17 protein-coding genes are annotated in these 17,495 nt (G+C 55.8%); 11 read left to right on the top strand and 6 right to left on the bottom strand.

Annotated features, from left to right (window positions below; genetic code table 11):
• Window positions 1–3: 3 nt before the first annotated feature.
• From QM579_RS08480 to QM579_RS08470, 3 genes are all read right to left on the bottom strand, one after another.
• Window positions 4–351 carry a hypothetical protein gene (locus tag QM579_RS08480; RefSeq protein WP_414998733.1) on the bottom strand — a complete coding sequence of 116 codons (348 nt, stop codon included), beginning with the start codon at window positions 349–351 and terminating at the stop codon, window positions 4–6.
• A 228-nt stretch (window positions 352–579) separates the two neighbouring features.
• A complete protein-coding gene (locus QM579_RS08475; RefSeq protein ID WP_414998732.1) occupies window positions 580–900 on the bottom strand; it encodes an IscA/HesB family protein in 321 nt (106 codons plus the stop codon).
• Window positions 901–998: 98 nt separating this feature from the next.
• Window positions 999–1,313 (bottom strand): IscA/HesB family protein, encoded by a 315-nt coding sequence (locus QM579_RS08470; protein ID WP_183718008.1) that lies wholly within the window; start codon window positions 1,311–1,313, stop codon window positions 999–1,001.
• A 138-nt stretch (window positions 1,314–1,451) separates the two neighbouring features.
• Here QM579_RS08470 and pyrR point away from each other — a divergent pair, with 138 nt between their 5' ends.
• From pyrR to QM579_RS08440, 6 genes are all read left to right on the top strand, one after another.
• Window positions 1,452–1,991 (top strand): bifunctional pyr operon transcriptional regulator/uracil phosphoribosyltransferase PyrR, encoded by a 540-nt coding sequence (gene pyrR / locus QM579_RS08465; RefSeq protein WP_414998731.1) that lies wholly within the window; start codon window positions 1,452–1,454, stop codon window positions 1,989–1,991.
• Window positions 1,992–2,292: 301 nt separating this feature from the next.
• Window positions 2,293–3,387 (top strand): YedE family putative selenium transporter, encoded by a 1,095-nt coding sequence (gene yedE / locus QM579_RS08460; RefSeq protein WP_414998730.1) that lies wholly within the window; start codon window positions 2,293–2,295, stop codon window positions 3,385–3,387.
• On the top strand, window positions 3,387–3,605 hold the full coding sequence (locus QM579_RS08455) for a sulfurtransferase TusA family protein (RefSeq protein WP_183718005.1): 219 nt from the start codon (window positions 3,387–3,389) through the stop codon (window positions 3,603–3,605). The genes yedE and QM579_RS08455 overlap by 1 nt, the downstream gene beginning before the upstream one ends.
• A 218-nt stretch (window positions 3,606–3,823) precedes the next feature.
• Entirely contained in the window at window positions 3,824–4,492 is a 669-nt protein-coding gene (locus tag QM579_RS08450; RefSeq protein WP_414998729.1) for a DUF3343 domain-containing protein, read from the top strand.
• On the top strand, window positions 4,480–5,367 hold the full coding sequence (locus tag QM579_RS08445) for an NAD(P)H-hydrate dehydratase (RefSeq protein WP_414998728.1): 888 nt from the start codon (window positions 4,480–4,482) through the stop codon (window positions 5,365–5,367). The genes QM579_RS08450 and QM579_RS08445 overlap by 13 nt, the downstream gene beginning before the upstream one ends.
• 1,012 nt (window positions 5,368–6,379) lie before the next feature.
• On the top strand, window positions 6,380–7,789 hold the full coding sequence (locus tag QM579_RS08440) for a diguanylate cyclase domain-containing protein (RefSeq protein WP_414998727.1): 1,410 nt from the start codon (window positions 6,380–6,382) through the stop codon (window positions 7,787–7,789).
• A gap of 394 nt (window positions 7,790–8,183) precedes the next feature.
• Here QM579_RS08440 and speA read toward each other — a convergent pair whose 3' ends face one another.
• Entirely contained in the window at window positions 8,184–10,100 is a 1,917-nt protein-coding gene (gene speA, locus QM579_RS08435) for a biosynthetic arginine decarboxylase (protein ID WP_414998726.1), read from the bottom strand.
• A gap of 256 nt (window positions 10,101–10,356) precedes the next feature.
• Here speA and QM579_RS08430 point away from each other — a divergent pair, with 256 nt between their 5' ends.
• Window positions 10,357–11,523 carry an efflux RND transporter periplasmic adaptor subunit gene (locus tag QM579_RS08430; protein ID WP_414998725.1) on the top strand — a complete coding sequence of 389 codons (1,167 nt, stop codon included), beginning with the start codon at window positions 10,357–10,359 and terminating at the stop codon, window positions 11,521–11,523.
• A gap of 58 nt (window positions 11,524–11,581) precedes the next feature.
• Here the strand turns inward: QM579_RS08430 and QM579_RS08425 are convergent, their stop codons facing one another.
• The gene (locus QM579_RS08425; protein WP_414998724.1) at window positions 11,582–12,217 is read right to left on the bottom strand and encodes a YigZ family protein; all 636 of its coding nucleotides are present in this window, start codon (window positions 12,215–12,217) and stop codon (window positions 11,582–11,584) included.
• Window positions 12,214–12,819 (bottom strand): cupin domain-containing protein, encoded by a 606-nt coding sequence (locus QM579_RS08420; RefSeq protein WP_414998723.1) that lies wholly within the window; start codon window positions 12,817–12,819, stop codon window positions 12,214–12,216. Before QM579_RS08420 ends, QM579_RS08425 begins: the two co-directional genes overlap by 4 nt.
• Before the next feature lie 294 nt (window positions 12,820–13,113).
• On the opposite strand from QM579_RS08420, the gene QM579_RS08415 reads away from it, so the two are divergent.
• From QM579_RS08415 to QM579_RS08400, 4 genes are all read left to right on the top strand, one after another.
• Window positions 13,114–13,617, top strand: a complete 504-nt coding sequence (locus tag QM579_RS08415; protein ID WP_414998722.1) for a rubrerythrin family protein — start codon at window positions 13,114–13,116, stop codon at window positions 13,615–13,617.
• A gap of 501 nt (window positions 13,618–14,118) precedes the next feature.
• Window positions 14,119–15,462 carry a S41 family peptidase gene (locus QM579_RS08410; protein WP_414998721.1) on the top strand — a complete coding sequence of 448 codons (1,344 nt, stop codon included), beginning with the start codon at window positions 14,119–14,121 and terminating at the stop codon, window positions 15,460–15,462.
• A gap of 22 nt (window positions 15,463–15,484) precedes the next feature.
• Window positions 15,485–17,074 (top strand): divergent polysaccharide deacetylase family protein, encoded by a 1,590-nt coding sequence (locus tag QM579_RS08405; protein ID WP_414998720.1) that lies wholly within the window; start codon window positions 15,485–15,487, stop codon window positions 17,072–17,074.
• Window positions 17,075–17,259: 185 nt separating this feature from the next.
• The coding region (locus tag QM579_RS08400; protein WP_414998719.1) for a nucleoside-diphosphate kinase at window positions 17,260–17,495 on the top strand (236 nt) is incomplete at its 3' end.

Genomic DNA, 17,495 nt, shown 5'->3' with positions numbered 1-17,495 from the left:
TGGCTATCGAGACAGCTTTGACAGCCGCGCACTAAGCGTAGCACGCAGGCTTTGAGCGTAGCGACGCAGACGTTGAGCGTAGCGGCGCAGGCTTTGAGCGTTGTGACGCAAAACTGCGTTTGAAGACAGCATATATGACGACACCGCCAGTTCCATACAATCCCTGTCACCAGCCGGACGCCCTTCGGGTAACGGTTGCCGCGAAACTGCGGATAAAGGCAGCAAGCGTAACAACGCTGCCAGTTTTTCGCAACCGCTGCCGCCATTCGTGAAGTCTGCGAGTTCGTCAGCGGCTGCCGCGTAAGCAGCAAGCGCATCAGCACGGCTGCTCAGTGACGCGGTTCGCGTCATCGAAATTCTACTGTTCACTCCGTAAGGCAATTCACCAACGGCTCAAGCAAGCTTTTGCCTATAGCCCAAAGCAGAAAAAAGCCCTGGCACATCAAGGAATTGCCTTATCAACTCCCAATAGCCGCGTCTTGACATTTTGAGCATGCGCAGACGCGTGAAGCCACGCTCTCAAAACAGACGCGGGGGCGGCTCTAAAGCCGCCCCCGGTCAACTGTATCTGCCTGCTTGCTAATTGGTGCCGCAGCCGCCGGAGCAGCCGGAACAACCGCCCTCGCTCTGGGGCAAGGGAATGGTGGGTTCCACCATAAAGCCCATATAGGTGAGGTCGATTTTCACGCCTTCAATCTGGGCCAGCAGATCTTTGTTGATGCAGAAAGTGAAGCCACCCTGCTCTTCGCTCTGGTCCTCATCTGTGGCGGCGTCAAGAGCCAGCGCAAGACGGGGACCACTGCAGCCGCCGGGAGCAAGATAAATGCGAATGTCGCTTTTTTCCTTGCCTTCAAAGTAGGCTGCCAGTTCTTTCTGGGCGCTTTCGGTAAGTTCGAGCATGGTTCCTCCATGATTTTTTTCGGGCATATTATATGATTTATATTCCGAAAAACAGGCTGATATGCTTCATCGGCTCACGGGGAACCAGACCCGTTTGGTTAGTGGCTTCCGCAGCTTGAGCAGCTGCTGCAACCATCGCCTTCTGAAGCAAGGGGCACGTCTGGGGTGATCGTAAAGCCCATATACGTTAAATCAACAGTAATTCCCTTCACTTCATTCAGCAAGGCCTTGCTCATGCAGAAGGTATACCCAGCCTGTTCCTCGGTCGTATCCTGGTCATTAGGCTCATCCAGAGCCAGAGCGAGGCGCGGTCCGCCTCAACCAGCCGAGAGGTAAATCCGAATCGGATCCTTTTTCTTGTCCGCAAAGAAGGTATCAAGTTCCTTGCGGGCGTTGTCGGTCAACTGAATCATGATGTCCTCCATATTTCTGGTGCCATAGTAACTAAGGCCATGCTTCTACCTTGTCAATTGGTGGGGGACTTTTCTTCAACCACAAAAAGCGTTAGGCTTTGGGCAGGTAGACGTTACGGTAGACGTTACGGAGGATACATGAGCACTACCCTGCTGCTTGAGCAACACGAAATGGCGCGAATGCTGGAGCGTCTGGCGTCCCAGATTCTGGAACGTCACGACCATTGCGACCATGTCATGCTGGTCGGCATAGAACGGCGTGGCGCAGACCTCGCCCACCGTCTGTCCGCCCGGCTTGAAGAGCGCCTCGGGCATCCTGTGCTGCTGGGCACACTGGACATAAACCTCTATCGTGACGACTGGACCAGCCTTGAAGGCAAGCCACACATCGGGCAGTCACGCATACCCGCCAGCGTTGACGGGCGCGTTATCATTCTTGTTGATGACGTTCTTTACACAGGCCGCACCATACGCGCCGCTCTGGAAGCCCTGCTGGACTATGGCCGCCCCCAGGCTGTGGAACTGCTCACCCTGATTGACCGTGGACATCGTGAACTGCCAATACATGCGGACTATGTGGGCCGAGCTGTCAATACAAGCCGCCAGGAGCGTGTGGACGTGCTGCTGGCTGAAAGAGATGGCAAAGACGCCGTTCATCTGACGACAAGTTCCACATAGAGTCTGGCGAGGCACAGCCCTCGCCCGCATATCCACATGATCCGGCGGCGACTTCAGCCGTCAACCCCCACAGACAGCACCTGTGCGGCCAAACAAGGATCGAGCATGCCCAAGCGCAAAACCTGACGCAACCCCGGCAACTTCACGGTGTGGAGTGTATGCGGGCGGTGGCGCGTTTTGCGGTATAGGAGCATGGCGCGGCAAACCTGAGCACGAGGTAATCCTCCGTCCGCTTTCTGTCGGCCCCAGTGGCCGCCCAGGCAACGGGCACATGCCCACAAGCAGGAGCAGGAGGATACCCATGAAACAGTATTTCAACATCCTTTCCACCACTACAGGCATAGTTGTAGTGGGACTCATTTTTGGCGTTGTGGCAGTACTGCTGCAACAGGCTGGCAATCCCGGCAATATGGGCATTTGCGTAGTCTGCTTCAACCGCGATATCGCCGGGGCGGTAGGCCTGCACAGAGCTGAAGTTGTGCAGTATCTGCGCCCTGAAATTCTGGGTATGGTGCTTGGAGCCTTTGCGGCAGCCATGCTTTTTGGCGAATACAAACCGCGCGGCGGCTCTGCCCCCATTACCCGCTTTTTCCTTGGAGCCATCGCCGGCATAGGCGCACTGGTATTTCTGGGCTGCCCCTGGCGCGTTATCTTGCGTCTGGCAGGCGGTGACGCCCATGCTCTTTTCGGGCTTGCGGGCCTTATTGTTGGCGTAGGCATTGGCACCGTATTCTTCCGCATGGGATTTTCGCTTGGCCGCAGCCAGAATCAGGGCAAAATATCAGGTCTGCTGCTGCCTGCGCTCATGCTTGGTCTTGTGGCCCTGTATCTCGCTGATCCGCAGATAATCGGCGAACTCAAGAGTGGCGTGCTCTTCTATTCCATAAAGGGTCCCGGTTCACAGCATGCGCCCTTTATCTTCTCTTTGTGCGCAGGTCTTGCCGTGGGCTTTCTGGCCCAACGCAGCCGCTTTTGCACAATGGGCGCTCTGCGCGACGTCATTCTTTTCAACCAGTGGTATCTGGCCCTCGGCTTTATTGCGATGTTTGCAGCAGCACTGGTCATGAATCTCAGCTTTGGCTCCTTTCACTGGGGCTTTGAAAACCAGCCTGTGGCCCAGCCCAACAACCTCTGGAACTTTATGGGTATGGTTACCGCTGGCCTTGCCTTTGCTCTGGCCGGAGGCTGCCCGGGCCGTCAGCTTTTCATGGCTGGCGAGGGCGACAATGACGCCGCCGTTTTTGCAGTCGGCCTTATTGTGGGCACGGCTATGGCCCACAACTTCGGCATGGCATCGAGCACGGCGGGCATCGGCCCCCACGGCATGGCCGCAACGCTGGCAGGACTTGGCATTTGCCTGTGCGTAGGATTCTTTAACTGCAAGCGAGGCGCGTAATGTCTGAACTTATTGATACCCGCGGCCTTTCCTGCCCGCAGCCTGTGCTGCTCTTTCTCAATGCCGCCAAGGCTGATGCCTCAAATGCTTTCAGCGTGCTGGTGGACAATGACGCCAGCCTTGAAAACGTCAGCCGCGCCGCCCGCAACCGGGGCTACAGCGTGGAAACCGCCGATGAAGGACAGGGGATAACCCGTCTGGAGATCCACAAATCCTGACGCCCTCTGCTCCAGCCACTTGAACTGGACAGTGTCATCACGAGATGGATTTCCTTGGTATATCAAGGAGAACAAGCCGTTTATGCAGGGAGTGTACTCTTATGGTACCCGACCGGAATAAAAGGCGAAGTTCGACGCAGAAATACCAGAAAAGGCGCTCGTGACGACACTGTCCAGAAACATCCGGGCGGGCCTCGCTCGCCCGGCAAAGGGCCATAATGAACAACACCCCCACTGACATCAGCAAGAAATCCGGCGGATTATTGAACAGGCTCCGCCAGGCTTTGAGCAGTCTTGTCGGCGGGTCTGGCCACGGGACTGGCCGTGGGTCTGACCGGCTCTCTTCAAGTGAAGCTTCCGTAGATCAGGGCGCAGCCAAAGCGCTCAGCGACCGTGGGCTGCTGGTGTTTTCTCACACGGGTGAAGTCATCAAGGCTGAAAGTCTGCTGCGCAAGGCCGGACTGGCCGTTGAAGTCAAAGGTCCGCCGCCGCAATTGCGCACAGGCTGCGATATGGTGGTGGTTTTTGAACTGGTCAGCCAAGCTCTGGTGCTGGAAATACTGGCCAGGGGCGGTCTTCGGCCTGAACAGGTCGTCAGTGCCCACGATGTGCTGCTTGAGCCAGTGTCGCTCTATCAGGTCAAACATCTGGACCACTGGATAATGGTACGCGCCGCCAACATGAAGATTACCCTCGACAAGCGCGATGGCTGCATAGTGAACATATCCGGCGGCGGCTGCCCGGACGTCCCCTGGCTTGCGCACTGCTTGTGCGGCCTGCGGCTGGAGGAAGCCCCGGAGCCCCGGAGCCTCGGACAGACACTCTGCTGCTACAGCCTGCAAAAAGCCTACGAGGAACTGCGGAGGCAATATCCGTGTGGTATATAGCCGGAACACTGCCAGATAAGGATATGGGCCTTTGCGAGGCGGCGGCCCAAGCTCCGGCACATGTGCGCGGGGGCATGCTGCATCTGGCCGACGGAAAATCCATCCCTGTCCAGCGCGGCACTGCTGCGCTGGCCGCCACCGCCCTGCTGACCTGCGAAACCCTGGGCTATGAGCCTCCACGCCTTCTGCTGGCAGGAGACACAGGTTCCGGTGCAGGCAGCCGTACCCTCTACGCGTGGCTCACAGAGCATGTTGAAAGCCTGGCCCCCAGCGGGTTGACCTTTCACTATCTTTTTCCGGACGTTGACTGGCACAACCGGGTGCTCATGGCCATACAGGCAATGCCGTCAGCCCCCTTGCTGGTGGCGGACGCCGGGTTCATGTACGTGGCCAAAATGAGCGGCTATGCCGACGCTTATGACCTCTTCACACCCGATCTTGGCGAGATGGCCTTTCTGGCTGACGAAAAAGCTCCGCATCCGTTCTACACCAGAGGTTTCTTGCTGGCAGAGGAAGAAGACATTCCGGCTTTGCTGACCCGCGCCCAGACCCACGGCAACTGCCCCGCCAACCTCATTATCAAGGGGCGTGCCGACCACATCGTCTGTGACGGACGCCTTACTGCAACAGTTGAAGAACCCTCGGAGCCAGCGATGGAGTGCATCGGTGGTACGGGCGATCTGGTGACAGGCCTCGTCACCGCCCTGCTGGCGGGCAACGTTCCACTGTGCAAAGCCAGCCTTGCAGCCGCACGATTTGCCCGGCTGCTGGCACGGCACTGCGCGCCTGACCCCGGCACGCAGGTAGCGCAACTGCTGGAGCAATTGCCTCAGGTTTTGCACCGCCATGCAGAAGAAGTCTTGAAGGCTGATTGATTCAGCACTGCCTGCTTTCCCGCCCACGCCTACCCATTTTCTGGGACGTCTTGAAAAATTTGTATAGCACAAGCCGTATTCCTGAAGCGACTGTGCCAAACCTCCTTGCCTGGCTTCGGATCACTTCACAAAAACCGCCTGCACTTTTTAAAGCACCATTGCTTTGAACTGCTTTATATATGAGGGACTCTTTTACACAAGAATTTCCGCCAGCGCAGATTCTCACATCAAAAAATATTATATCATTTCAAAGTATTATTAATATTTTCATATCTGAAGCGCTGGGTTCAGAGGTAGCGCCGATCACGCTGCCGCCTGAATATTTCAAGTTTAAACAGCCCCAAGCGTTTCAGCCCGCTGCTAAATATTGCCAACCCGAATCGTTTTATGCTGCTAAAAATACTATCAAATACAATAAGTCATTGCATTTTATCATATTACACAATGAAAACTGTTGGCTATAAGCACTAGCATTTTTCTATGTTACCTATTATTGTGCGTTATCCATAAGAATATCGAAAATATAGACCTGTCGTTTTATAAATATTAATCTGTAGAGCGATGACGTATTGTATTTTCATGAAAATACGATATTTCACACAAACATAAGCATTTTTACTATGTAGTCATTGCACTTTTATGCTTACGTATAAAATACATAGACATTAGCATATAACATAACTTTTGTAATACAAAACGATATTACAACTTTATACAGAAACAAGTTAAGAAATCGGCCTGACCTACATATAAATGGACTGTTACATCTTCAAACAGCAATTTCTTTCCATATGGCAGTTGCGTGACTATGGTTCAACGATTCGCAACAACAAACAACCATCGCGAGCCTGCCCGCCCTTGAAATTTGCAAAGCTTCGGCAGGCAGCAGGGCAAAACAAAAATCCAGGCAGCGCTTTGAACGCTGCCAGAGTTGAGTGCGATATTTTGCGGTGTTTGTTGAAGCGTCTGTGGCAGGTTCCGGCAAAGCTGGCTCGCCATCAACTGATCGTGCGTGATTGATAAAAGCAATCCACTGGCAGCAACTATGGAGCAGCGCATGGGAAAACAAGTGAAAGATCGTCGGTATTTCTATGCTGCGTTTGCCGTATCACTATTGCTGGCCCTCCTGGGGACTTGGTTTCTTGTCCAGCGCAATTCTCAAATCCGCACAGCAGAGCTTAAAAGTGTTTTTACCCTGCAAAGAGAAAAACTGACTAGCGTTCTGACAAAATTTTTTTATAAAACACAAACGCTTGCCACACTTGTCATTGCGAACAACGGAAAGATTGAAGCTTTTGATCCGGTAGCGGCCGCACTTATTGACGATTCCTCCATTCAGGCCATCGTTATGGCGCCCAAAGGCGTAGTAAGCCATGTATATCCATTGCAGGGCAACGAGGCCGTGATGGGTAAAGACTTGTTGTCATATTCCTTCGGCTGTGAAGAAGCGATAAAAGCCAGACACAGCAGCCGCATCGTCATGGCAGGCCCCGTGCCGCTCATTACAGGCGGCATGGGCCTGGTGGGCAGACTTTCAGTTTATACCAAGGACAAGAAGGGAGGCAGACAGTTCTGGGGGCTCGTTTCCATTGCGCTCAATTTTCCCGAGGTGCTTAAGGACGCGGAATTGGGGCTGCTTGACGATCTGGAGCTGCCCTATGAAATCTGGCGTACCAACCCGGATAACGGCGAACGTCAGGTAATTGCCGTGGGAAACAGCCCGGAATCAAAAGGCGCACCCTATCTGGAAATGCCCATGCAGATACTGAACGCCCAATGGTTCTTCAAACTTTCGGCCAAGCACGCGTGGTATCAGCTCACTGAAACATGGTTTTATGTAGGGTGCAGCGCACTGTTCAGCCTGCTGTTCGCCCTGCTGGTGCAGCGCAGCTACGACATAATGGTGGCGCACCGCCGTCTGGAAGAAATAGTATATCTTGATGCCCTGACAGGCATTTTCAACAGACGCGGCCTGTTCAATGATCTCGGCCAGCGCATCGAAAATAATCCTGAAAAGAAATTCAGCCTGTACTATCTGGATTTGAACAAATTCAAACCTATCAATGACAACTACGGGCACAAGGCCGGAGACCGGGTACTGCAACACTTTGCGGCCACAATGGGCAAATACGCTCCCCGCCCGCACATTCTTGCCCGCATAGGCGGCGACGAATTCATTCTTATACTGCCCGAAGAGAATGATGCGGCTCAAACGCTGGAAGCCTTGGAAAATGCCCGTCAGAAACTATCGGAGGGCTTGCCCCACGAAGGAATTCCCGTGGCCATTACTTTCAGCGTTGGCACGGCTGTTTACCCCGACGACGGTTCGGATCTGGACGCCCTATTCGCTCGGGCCGACCAGGCGATGTACAGGGATAAGCAGTCTCACGGGAGCGTACGCAATACGCCGCGTACTGATTAGAAGTTTTTATTTACCATGCTTGCTCAACAGGCCAAGCGGCACCCAATTTTCGTATCTATACCAACATCTGGATAAGCCGCCTGGACAAGATTTATGAACAACAGTCCGTACAAGATGTCGGAGCAGCGCAGTTGTGAGGCGCACTTGTGCAGCCCAGCATGAGACGCGCCAGCGTACTACGACGTTTCAATGCGCCGTGTCATGCGCTTTGGTAATGCGCTGTGTAATATGCTTGCGCACCGCTATTTTGTAAAAACTGCAAAATACAGATGTATATTTGCACAGTTCATCTATTTCAGACAGAGGCAGAGATCAACTAAGAACAGGCGGCGGGCTAGATGCCCGCCGCCTGTTCTTAGTTACTTCAACACAGCGTATTTTTTACACTGCAAGGCTATCTTTCAAAATAGGTATACCCGCGCAAGCCATCTTCAAAGGCCTGCATAATGGAAAACCTTTCGCTGGGCGAAATACGGCCCTGACGCACAGCCTGTTCGGCGGTGTCACGCAGATCTTCAAGAATACGACGAGGGTCGTATTCCACATAGCTTAGAATATCTGCCACAGAGTCGCCGCGAATTTCGCGCACATACTCGTAACTTCCATCATCGGCCACACGGATGGACACCACATTGGTGTCGCCCATGAGGTTATGCAGGTCGCCGAGGGTTTCCTGATACGCGCCCACGAGGAACACGCCGAGATAGTATTCCTCGCCGTCACGCAGGGGATGCAGTTCCAGCGTGGGCTTCATGCCCTGCGGGTCGATAAACTGGTCGATGCGGCCATCCGAATCGCAGGTAATATCAGATATGATGCCGTGCCGTGAGGGAAATTCCTTGAGCCTGTGGATGGGCATGACCGGGAAAAGCTGGTCAATGGCCCAGGTGTCAGGCAAGGACTGAAATACGCTGAAGTTGCCGTAGTAGATGTCGGCCAGGCTCACATCAATATCGGCCAGGTCGCGCGGCACGTTCTTGAGACGGGTTTTCTCCTGGGCAATACGCATGATGATAGCCCAGAAAAACCGTTCGGCCAAAGTGCGCTGCCGCAGATTCACGCGGCCCATCGAGAAGAGCTGCCGCATCTCGTCGCGGTAATAAATGGCGTCGTTATAGCATTCCTGCAAGTTGCGCAGGCTGATGTTGGACAGTGTTTCGCGCAGGTTTATCACAGGTTCGGGCGTGCCTTCGGGCAGGCTTTCAGGCAGCTGCACTTCTTCCACCACGCTCACGTCCAGCACATTGAACAGCAGCACCGAATAGTAGGCTACCGTAGCGCGGCCAGATTCGGTAATGATGTGCGGATGGGGCACGCTTGCCTCATCCAGGGTGCTCATGATGGCTTCAACAACGTCTGTGCAGTATTCGTCCAGACTGTAGTTGCGCGACGAAATATAGTTGGTATGCGAACCGTCGTAATCCACGGCCAGACCGCCGCCAAGGTCCAGATACCCCATTGGCGCGCCTTCTTCGATAAGCCCCGCGTAAAGACGCGCGCCTTCCATAACGCCAGTACGGATGTCACGGATATTGGAAACCTGAGATCCCAGGTGATAGTGCAGCAGTTTGAAGCAATCCAGCATGTCGTGGGCCTTGAGGGTATCCACCACGTCCACAATCTGGGCGGGTGAAAGCCCGAAGGTTGACCGCTCACCGCCGGAATCTGTCCAGTGGCCGCTGGCTTTTACAGCCAGCTTGGCACGCACACCGATGCTGGGGCGCACGCCAAGGGCCTTGCTGCGCTCAAGCAGCACACCAAGTTCGCTGGGCATTTCAAGCACGAAGAAAACATTGAAACCCAGACGCAGAGCCTGAAGGCCCAGGTCCATAAACTCTTCGTCTTTGTAACCATTGCAGATAATGCAGGCTTCGCGGTCTTGCATAAGAGAGACCGCAGCCACAAGTTCAGCCTTGGAGCCGACCTCAAGCCCGTGATGAAACTGCGCCCCAAACTGGGCGATCTTTTCCACCACCTGCTGCTGCTGGTTCACCTTGACGGGAAAAACACCTCGATAGGCCCCGGCATAGCCGAGATTTTTGATGGCCTTGCGGAAACTTTCGTGAATATTCGCGATGCGCGAGTCCAAAATATTTTCCACGCGCAAGAGCACGGGCATGTCGTGTCCTCTGTCCCGCAGGCCAGAAATAACTTCCGGTATGGAAACCTGCGGCCCCTTGGGACCCTGCGGACAAATAACAACTTCGCCCGCATCGGAAACGTCAAAATATCCGGCACCCCAATTACGGATACCGTACAGTTCGATGGAATCCTCCACCCGCCACTGCTGCAATGCGCGGTTTTTTGCCAACTCGCACTCCTTATATCGCCCAAAGGACGAAGGTTAAAATTCTGCCATCAAAAAAGAGGCGTAATTATGCCGGGAAGGGGGTGAAAGTCAATATTGGCAAGTATGCCAAAATAGACTGCCGCTTGGAGGTGGTATCCTCTTGACGCCGCGCTGTCCTTGCTTCAACCTAGCTTAACAGTTTACCTCTGCTTTCAGTTCAGGACGCACCTGTGGTGGCCTGCGTTGCTCTGCTCACGCACTCTTTAAGGATATATCCATGAAGCCCTTTGACAACCGCCTGCGGATGCCATTTTTTTCCTGTACCGCCCTTGCCTGCTTTTTACGGGGCATCGCTTCCACACGGCTTGTTCTGCTGGCTCTGGCCTTTGCGCTGCTTCCAGCCCTCAACGGCTGTTTTGGCAACGACCAAAAGGCCTCTGGCCCTGCCCCGGCCCCAGTGCGTACAGCAACTGTCGACCGTGCCGACGTGCCGCGGCTGCTGCATGTGGTGGGCAACGTGAGGGCTTCGGCTTCAGTGGGCGTCAGACCTCGCGTGGCGGGCGAAATACAGCAGGTCCATTTTACTGAAGGGCAGGACGTGCAGGAAGGCCAGCCGCTTATTACCATAGACCCCCGCCCCTTTGCAGCCATATTGCGTGAAAAGCGCGGCATGCTGGCCAAGTCGCAGGCCCAGCTCAACAAGGCTCTGGACGACATGGCCCGCTACGGCAAGCTGGTGGGCGACGGCTATGTGAGCCGCGAAGCCTATGAACAAACCGCCACCCAGGCCGCCGCACTTCGGGCGACAGTGCAATCTGACAAAGCCGCCGAGGAAAGCGCGGCCCTTGACCTTGCCTACTGTACGGTGGTGGCCCCCATCAGCGGACGCGTGGGCGCGCTCAGCGTGGACAAAGGCAATATGGTCAAATCCTCTGACGCTACGCCCATTGTGACCATCGACACCCTTTCGCCCATCTATGTGGGTTTTTCTGTGCCGGAGGCCCACCTGCCCATCATACTGGACCGTATGGCAGTTGAAAGCGTTACCGTTACCGCCACACCCACAGGCGCACAGCCTGAACATGGCGTTCTGACCCTGGTGGACAATACGGTGGATACGCGCACCGGTACAATCCGCCTGCGGGCCACATTTGAAAATGCCGACCGCCACCTGTGGCCCGGCCAGTTTGTGCAGGTGGAATTGCCGCTGGGTGTGGGCGAGCAGGTGCTTACCGTACCTTCACGTGCTGTGCAGTCTGGCCGGGACGAATCGTATGTATATGTGGTAGACAAAGACAATCACGCTGCGTACCGCGCGGTAAAGCCCCTGTTTGAGCACAAGGGAACCAGCGTTGTGGAAGGATCATTGGCGGAAGGCGAACAGGTGGTTATTGAAGGACAGGTGCGCCTTGCACCCGGCTTGCCTGTGAAGGTGGTGGAATAAACGCCTGACGAACAGGCCTATGTAAACATAAGTCTGATAATGCAGATGCTATAGCAGGCTAGGCTTCTTCGCCCTCTATCTGGCGGCAAAGGGTCGAGCCATTGCTGAGGCCAGCCAGAGCAAGCTCAAACTGCGACAAATGTTCTTCTGGCAGCAAGAGCGTAAGGTGCGCCTGTGCTGCATACTCTTCAGCCACAGGCCGCGCTTCAAAGGTTGGCAAAAGCCGGCGCAGGGCGTCCACATGGGCATATTCCACAGTGAGCGCCAGCCGGACCTGCGGCACGCGTTCCACCAGAGGAAGTGAAACCAGATTTTCCCGAACACTGTCCTGGTAGGCGCGCACAAGGCCTCCAGTACCAAGTTTGACGCCGCCAAACCAGCGGCTTACCACAACGCACAGCTCGCCTACATTGCTGTGCAGCACCACCTGCAGCATGGGCCGCCCTGCGGTTCCGTGGGGTTCACCGTCGTCAGAAGAACCGATCTGGGCGGTATGCCCTGGCGCTCCCGCTGCATAGGCCCAGCAGTTGTGGGTAGCGTCCGCGTGACGCCTGCGTATTTCTTCTACAAAAGCACGGGCCGCTGCTGGCCCCGGCGTGTGTGCGCACAGTGCAAGAAATCGGCTGCGCCGGATGATGATTTCCGTACAGTGCGGTTGATCGGTGCTGGCGGCAGGCACAGCGTAACGACTCATGCCAATCCGCCCTTGGGGGATGGAACCCGCCCCTGAGCGTGGTTATTGCCGCCGCCCTGCGAACACCCGCACATATCTGCGTCCAGCGTGTTTACAGGCGCGTCAGGCGGGCAAAATTCACGAATGCAGTCAAGCGCCAGCGGAAAGCGTTTTTCCAGTTCACGCCGCCGTGCAAGATGCAGATCGCTGAAGTCAAAGCCGGGGGCCACAGTGCAGCCCACCAGCGAAAAATCTGAACCGGGCGCTGGCGTAGCCCCAAACCAATAGCCGCCGGGCACGGCGCATTGCAGCGCATGCCCGTTAAGAATATCCGGCCCCATAAGGGTTTCGCGGGCGCGGCCCCCCTGGTCTATCCATACCAGCCGCAGCGGGCCGCCCAGATGAAAATGCCAAAGCTCATCCTGGCGAATACGGTGCAGGCGTGAACACTGGCCTGCACGCAAAAGAAAAAGAATGGCTGTGGATACGGGACGGGGCTGGTCAAATCCGCAGGGCATATCTCGTGGCGTCAGCATCCGCTCGCACTGGTAGGTCCGGCGATAATAGCCGCCCTCCGGGTGAGGGGCGAGACCGAGATTGTCAATGATGTGCTGTACGTCCATGCGGATAGTGTAACCGCAGGCGAGGGCTTAGGCAACGCCGATGCGAGGCTAGGCCGCACACAAGCAGTGAAGACCGTGTTGGCACGCCAGGCTTGCAGGAGACTAAACCCGCGGACCTGCTTTTCAAAGAGAAATACGGCGTAAAAGCTGTATATTCAGGCAGATATAAGCTTTAAACTTGCGAATTGACGAAATAATTGGCAAAAAAGCTTTACAATAACTGAGTGATTGATTAAATAGGAATTGTTCTTGATAAAAAGAAGCAACAACAAATATACATAGAAGGAGACTACCATGAGCAAAACTCAGGAAAATCTTATGACGGCCTTTGCTGGTGAATCCCAGGCTAACCGCAAGTATCTTGCCTTTGCGCAGATCGCTGACAAGGAAGGCATGACCCAGGTTGCCAAACTGTTCCGTGCCGCTGCCGCTGCCGAAACAATCCACGCCCATGCCCATCTGCGCAATGCCGGCAAAATCGGCGACACCGCTGCCAACCTCAAGTCGGCCATTGAAGGTGAAACCTACGAATTCACCAAGATGTACCCTGAAATGATCAAGGAAGCGCAGGATGAAGGCAAGACAGCCATTGCCAAGTATTTCGACTTCGTGAATACGGTGGAAGAAGTGCATGCCAACCTGTACAAAAAGGCTCTGGAAAATCCCGCTGGCCTGCCCCAGACCGACTACTACATCTGTAAGGTCTGTGGCTACACGCATGAAGGCCCCTGTGACACCTGCCCCGTGTGCGGCGCGGGCACGGCTGCCTTTTTCAATGCCAGTGAGTGCTGCAACTAACCAGCAGCCCTGTTGGACGCGAGCGCACTTGCCCCTGACAGAGTGACATTCTCTGCCGTTTGTGCGCAAGAGTTACACACTCAGATTTTATGGCGAACTTTTGTGCCTGACGTCCATAGACCGCCAACGGTGAAATCACGATGGTTTGAGGAGCCCCAAGGGGCGGGGGTTGCTGACTTTTCTGGTCAGCAACCCTTTTTCAAACCAGACGGGCTGCTCGCGCGGCGCCACTGCAACTTGCCACCACCCAAGGCCGCAACCCCTATCCGACCTGATTTCTTTCTATTTATCCGCCGCTGAATGGTAGATCTGGCATGCGACAATGCACGCCTTTTGGTTTGCCTTTTCCCCCAAAAAAGTTCAGTATGGACTGATGTACACAGGCTTGGGTTCTCTGCCCTGGTCCAGTGTTACGGGGGCGCGCCCCTGTTTTTTATGCGCCGTGGGCCGCCATGTTGCGGTGCCCCTTCCGACCATCCAGTCTATGTGGAGAACGTCAATATGCGTCTTCTTTTTCGTTCATATGTATTAGGATTCACGCTGCTTTTCGGTGCCGCCCTGGTTTGCCCCGGCGTTACGCACAGCGCCGACGCCAAGGAACAGCCCAAAGAGCAGCCCAAGGAAGCTACCAGTAAATTCGATGCACTCAAGCGCTTCAGTCAGGTTCTTGATCTGGTAGAGCGTTACTATGTTCGCGATGTGCCCCAGGGCGACCTTATCAATGGCGCTGTCAAGGGTATGCTTCAAGGGCTTGACCCGCACTCTACCTTCATGAACACCGATGAATACAAAGAAATGCAGGAGACTACCTCCGGCGAATTCTTTGGTGTTGGCATAGAGATTTCGCAGGAAAACGGCCAGATTACCGTGGTGACGCCCATTGAAGACACCCCGGCTTTCCGGGCCGGATTGCAGCCTGGCGACATCATTCTGTCCATCAACGGCCAGCCCGCCCAGGAGCTTTCGCTTCAGGAAGTGGTTTCACGCATTCGCGGCCCCAAAGGCTCGGAAGTTGAACTTGTCATCCTGCACCACGATTCCAAAAATCCGCAAACCGTGCACATCACGCGTGACGCCATTCCTCTTATCAGCGTCAAGTCCAAAAAGCTTGAAGACGGCTACTACTGGATACGGCTCACACGCTTTTCCGAACGCACCACCGACGAGCTGAAAGACGCCCTCAAGGCTGCGGAAAAAGAAAGCAAGGCCAATGGCGGCATCAAGGGCATTGTGCTTGACCTGCGCAACAACCCCGGCGGGCTGCTGGATCAGGCCGTCAGCGTGTCTGACGCCTTCCTTGACAAGGGAACCATCGTTTCCATCAAGGGCCGCCGCGAAAACACCGAGCGCGTATACTCTGCCAAAAAGCAGGGCGATGATGTGCGCGTGCCTATGGTGGTGCTCATCAACGCTGGCTCGGCCTCGGCCTCTGAAATTGTGGCTGGCGCTCTGCGCGACCAGAAGCGCGCTCTTATTGTGGGTGAACGCTCGTTCGGCAAGGGGTCGGTACAGAATATCATTCCCCTGGCTGACGGGTCCGGCCTCAAGCTTACGGTGGCCCTCTACTACACGCCCAACGGCAGCTCCATTCAGGCCGAAGGTATTGTACCTGACCTCGAAATACCCTTTGAGGCTCCCCGGACCGATGACAAGGATAACCCGCGCATGCTGCTGCGTGAACAGGACCTGAACCGCCATCTTGAAACCAAGCAGGACAAGAAAGCGGCCAAGGGCAAGAACGCAACCAACGATGCTCAGGAACAGCTTGCGCGCGACAACCAGTTGCGCATGGGCCTGCAGATGGTGAAGAGCCTGCCCAAGATGCGTGAAATCAAGGCGGACTGACGCCCGCATCACACTGCAGCACATGCACCATAATAAACATAAGGAAAGCCTCCAGACTGGTCCCACGGGGCCGGGCGGGAGGCTTTCCGCGTCTGTATGCATGGCCCTGGGCGGAGGGCTCTGGCTGGTAGCCAGTCTGATTTTTGTCCTGTGGGTTGGCCGTAATGAGCCCCTGCCCTTTTCCGCCCCGTACCGTGTAAGGACTGGTGATTCCGCACAAACGCGGGTTGATGCCCTTGCAAATGCGGTAGATCGGGCTGCGGCAGCAAAAGACGAAGCCGCCACGCAGGCCCGGCTGGAAGCTCTGGATCGTCTGGTGGAAGCAGTTTTACCGCAAACGCTGCCCGCGGCCCGCTGGCAGCGTGAACTGACTTCTCCAGCGCTTGAGGCAGCGCCCGGTGATGCGGAGGTATTCGGCGGCAAGACAGAACAGGTACAGCCAGCTACGGGATCTTCGCATGGTGCGCTTGGTCACCCCGCTCCGCCAGCCACTGAAGTTGCCCCAGAAACCCCAATGGTGCGCGTCTATACCGTCACTGGTCCCTGCGCGCCCCTGCGCCTCGGCCTGGGGCTGTTGGACAGGCTCACTCCGCCAAGCGCCACGGCTCTGGCGGAAAGAAAAAAACTCGGGCACGAAGGCCTCCCTGTAACCGAAACGCGTGCCGAAACCACGATGCGCGGGCAAGGCGCCGTGGCTGAACTCGGCACAAGGCTTCGTCAGCCGGAGCTGCCAAACCTGACGGGCACGCCGGAGTTGGCGGACGGAAAAATCCGGCTTGCCTGGACCGATGCTGGCCAACTGGATATTTTTGACAATGGCCGCCTGACGCACCGGTTTATCTTTCCCGGGCGCGAGGCCCAGTTGAGGGATTTGGCAAGGCCTTTGCCCCACCCGGCCCTTGTGCTGGTTATTGATGATATGGGACAAAGCCTGAACGCGGCTGAATCCTTGGCGGCACTGCCTTATCCGGTTACTCTGGCCATATGGCCGCATGCGCCGCACGCACAGGCTACAGCGGATCTGGCAGCACAACGGCGGCTCGACGTCATGGCCCATGTGCCAATGGAACCGTTGCCCCGGCCAGACGGTAAACGCCCGCAGCCGGGACAAGGGGCCTTGTGGACAGGCATGCAGCCTGAGCAGCTCCGGGCTGCCTTGAAAGACAATCTTTCGGCGCTGCCATCGGCCATTGGCCTGAACAACCATATGGGTTCGGCCTTTACAAGCAATACGGCTTCCTGCCGCCTTTTGTGCGCATGGCTTGAAGGTATGGGCTTTTTTGTGTTGGACAGCCTTACCACGCCCGACTCGCAGCTGGGCCCGCAGGCCCGTACTCTGGGCATGGTAAGCGCCACGCGCGACGTTTTTCTTGATACACGCAAAGATACCTCCGCCATTCTGGAGGCTCTGGACCATGCGGCGGCAAAGGCCCGCAGCAAAGGTTACGCCGTTGCCATAGGGCACCCGTATGATGAAACGCTGCGCGCCCTGCGCACCTGGCAGGACAAGGCACAGGTTGCTCTGGTACCGCTACGTAGGCTTGTCTGGCATCTTGCCCAGAAAGACGCGCAGGAAAGAACTGCCGCAGCCTTGAAAGCTGTAACGCAGTAAGGCGTTCGGCTGGCGAGGCATATCCGCGCCGCGGATTGCACATACCAGAGTATGCCAGCGCATACGCGAGCACGCGAGAATATACGGAAACACTTGCAAACGCGCACAAGCAGAATTTTCAGGCTAATTTCACGCAGCAACTGCCCTGCACAGTTGGTGTACAGATTTGCCCGCCGCTGGCTCCGATGGGGAGCCGCACCGGACGGGCAGCGCGCCGCAAGGGGCGCGCCGGGGCGTATGCGGCGCCCCGCCTTTGTCATATACAGATTAAGGAGAGTGTCATGATGCAATCCACCTTTGCCATTATCAAACCCGATGCCGTTTCAAGCCTGTTTACCGGTGAAATACTGGCGGCTATGGAAGCGGCCGGGCTCAAGATTGTGGCCCTTAAAAGGTTGCATCTGTCCAAGGATCAGGCCGC

It is taken from the genome of Desulfovibrio sp. (genome assembly GCF_047607245.1).
Classification (GTDB): Bacteria; Desulfobacterota; Desulfovibrionia; order Desulfovibrionales; family Desulfovibrionaceae; genus Desulfovibrio.
Note: the sequence above shows the minus strand (reverse complement) of the source record. Positions and strands in the feature narration are given on the sequence as shown.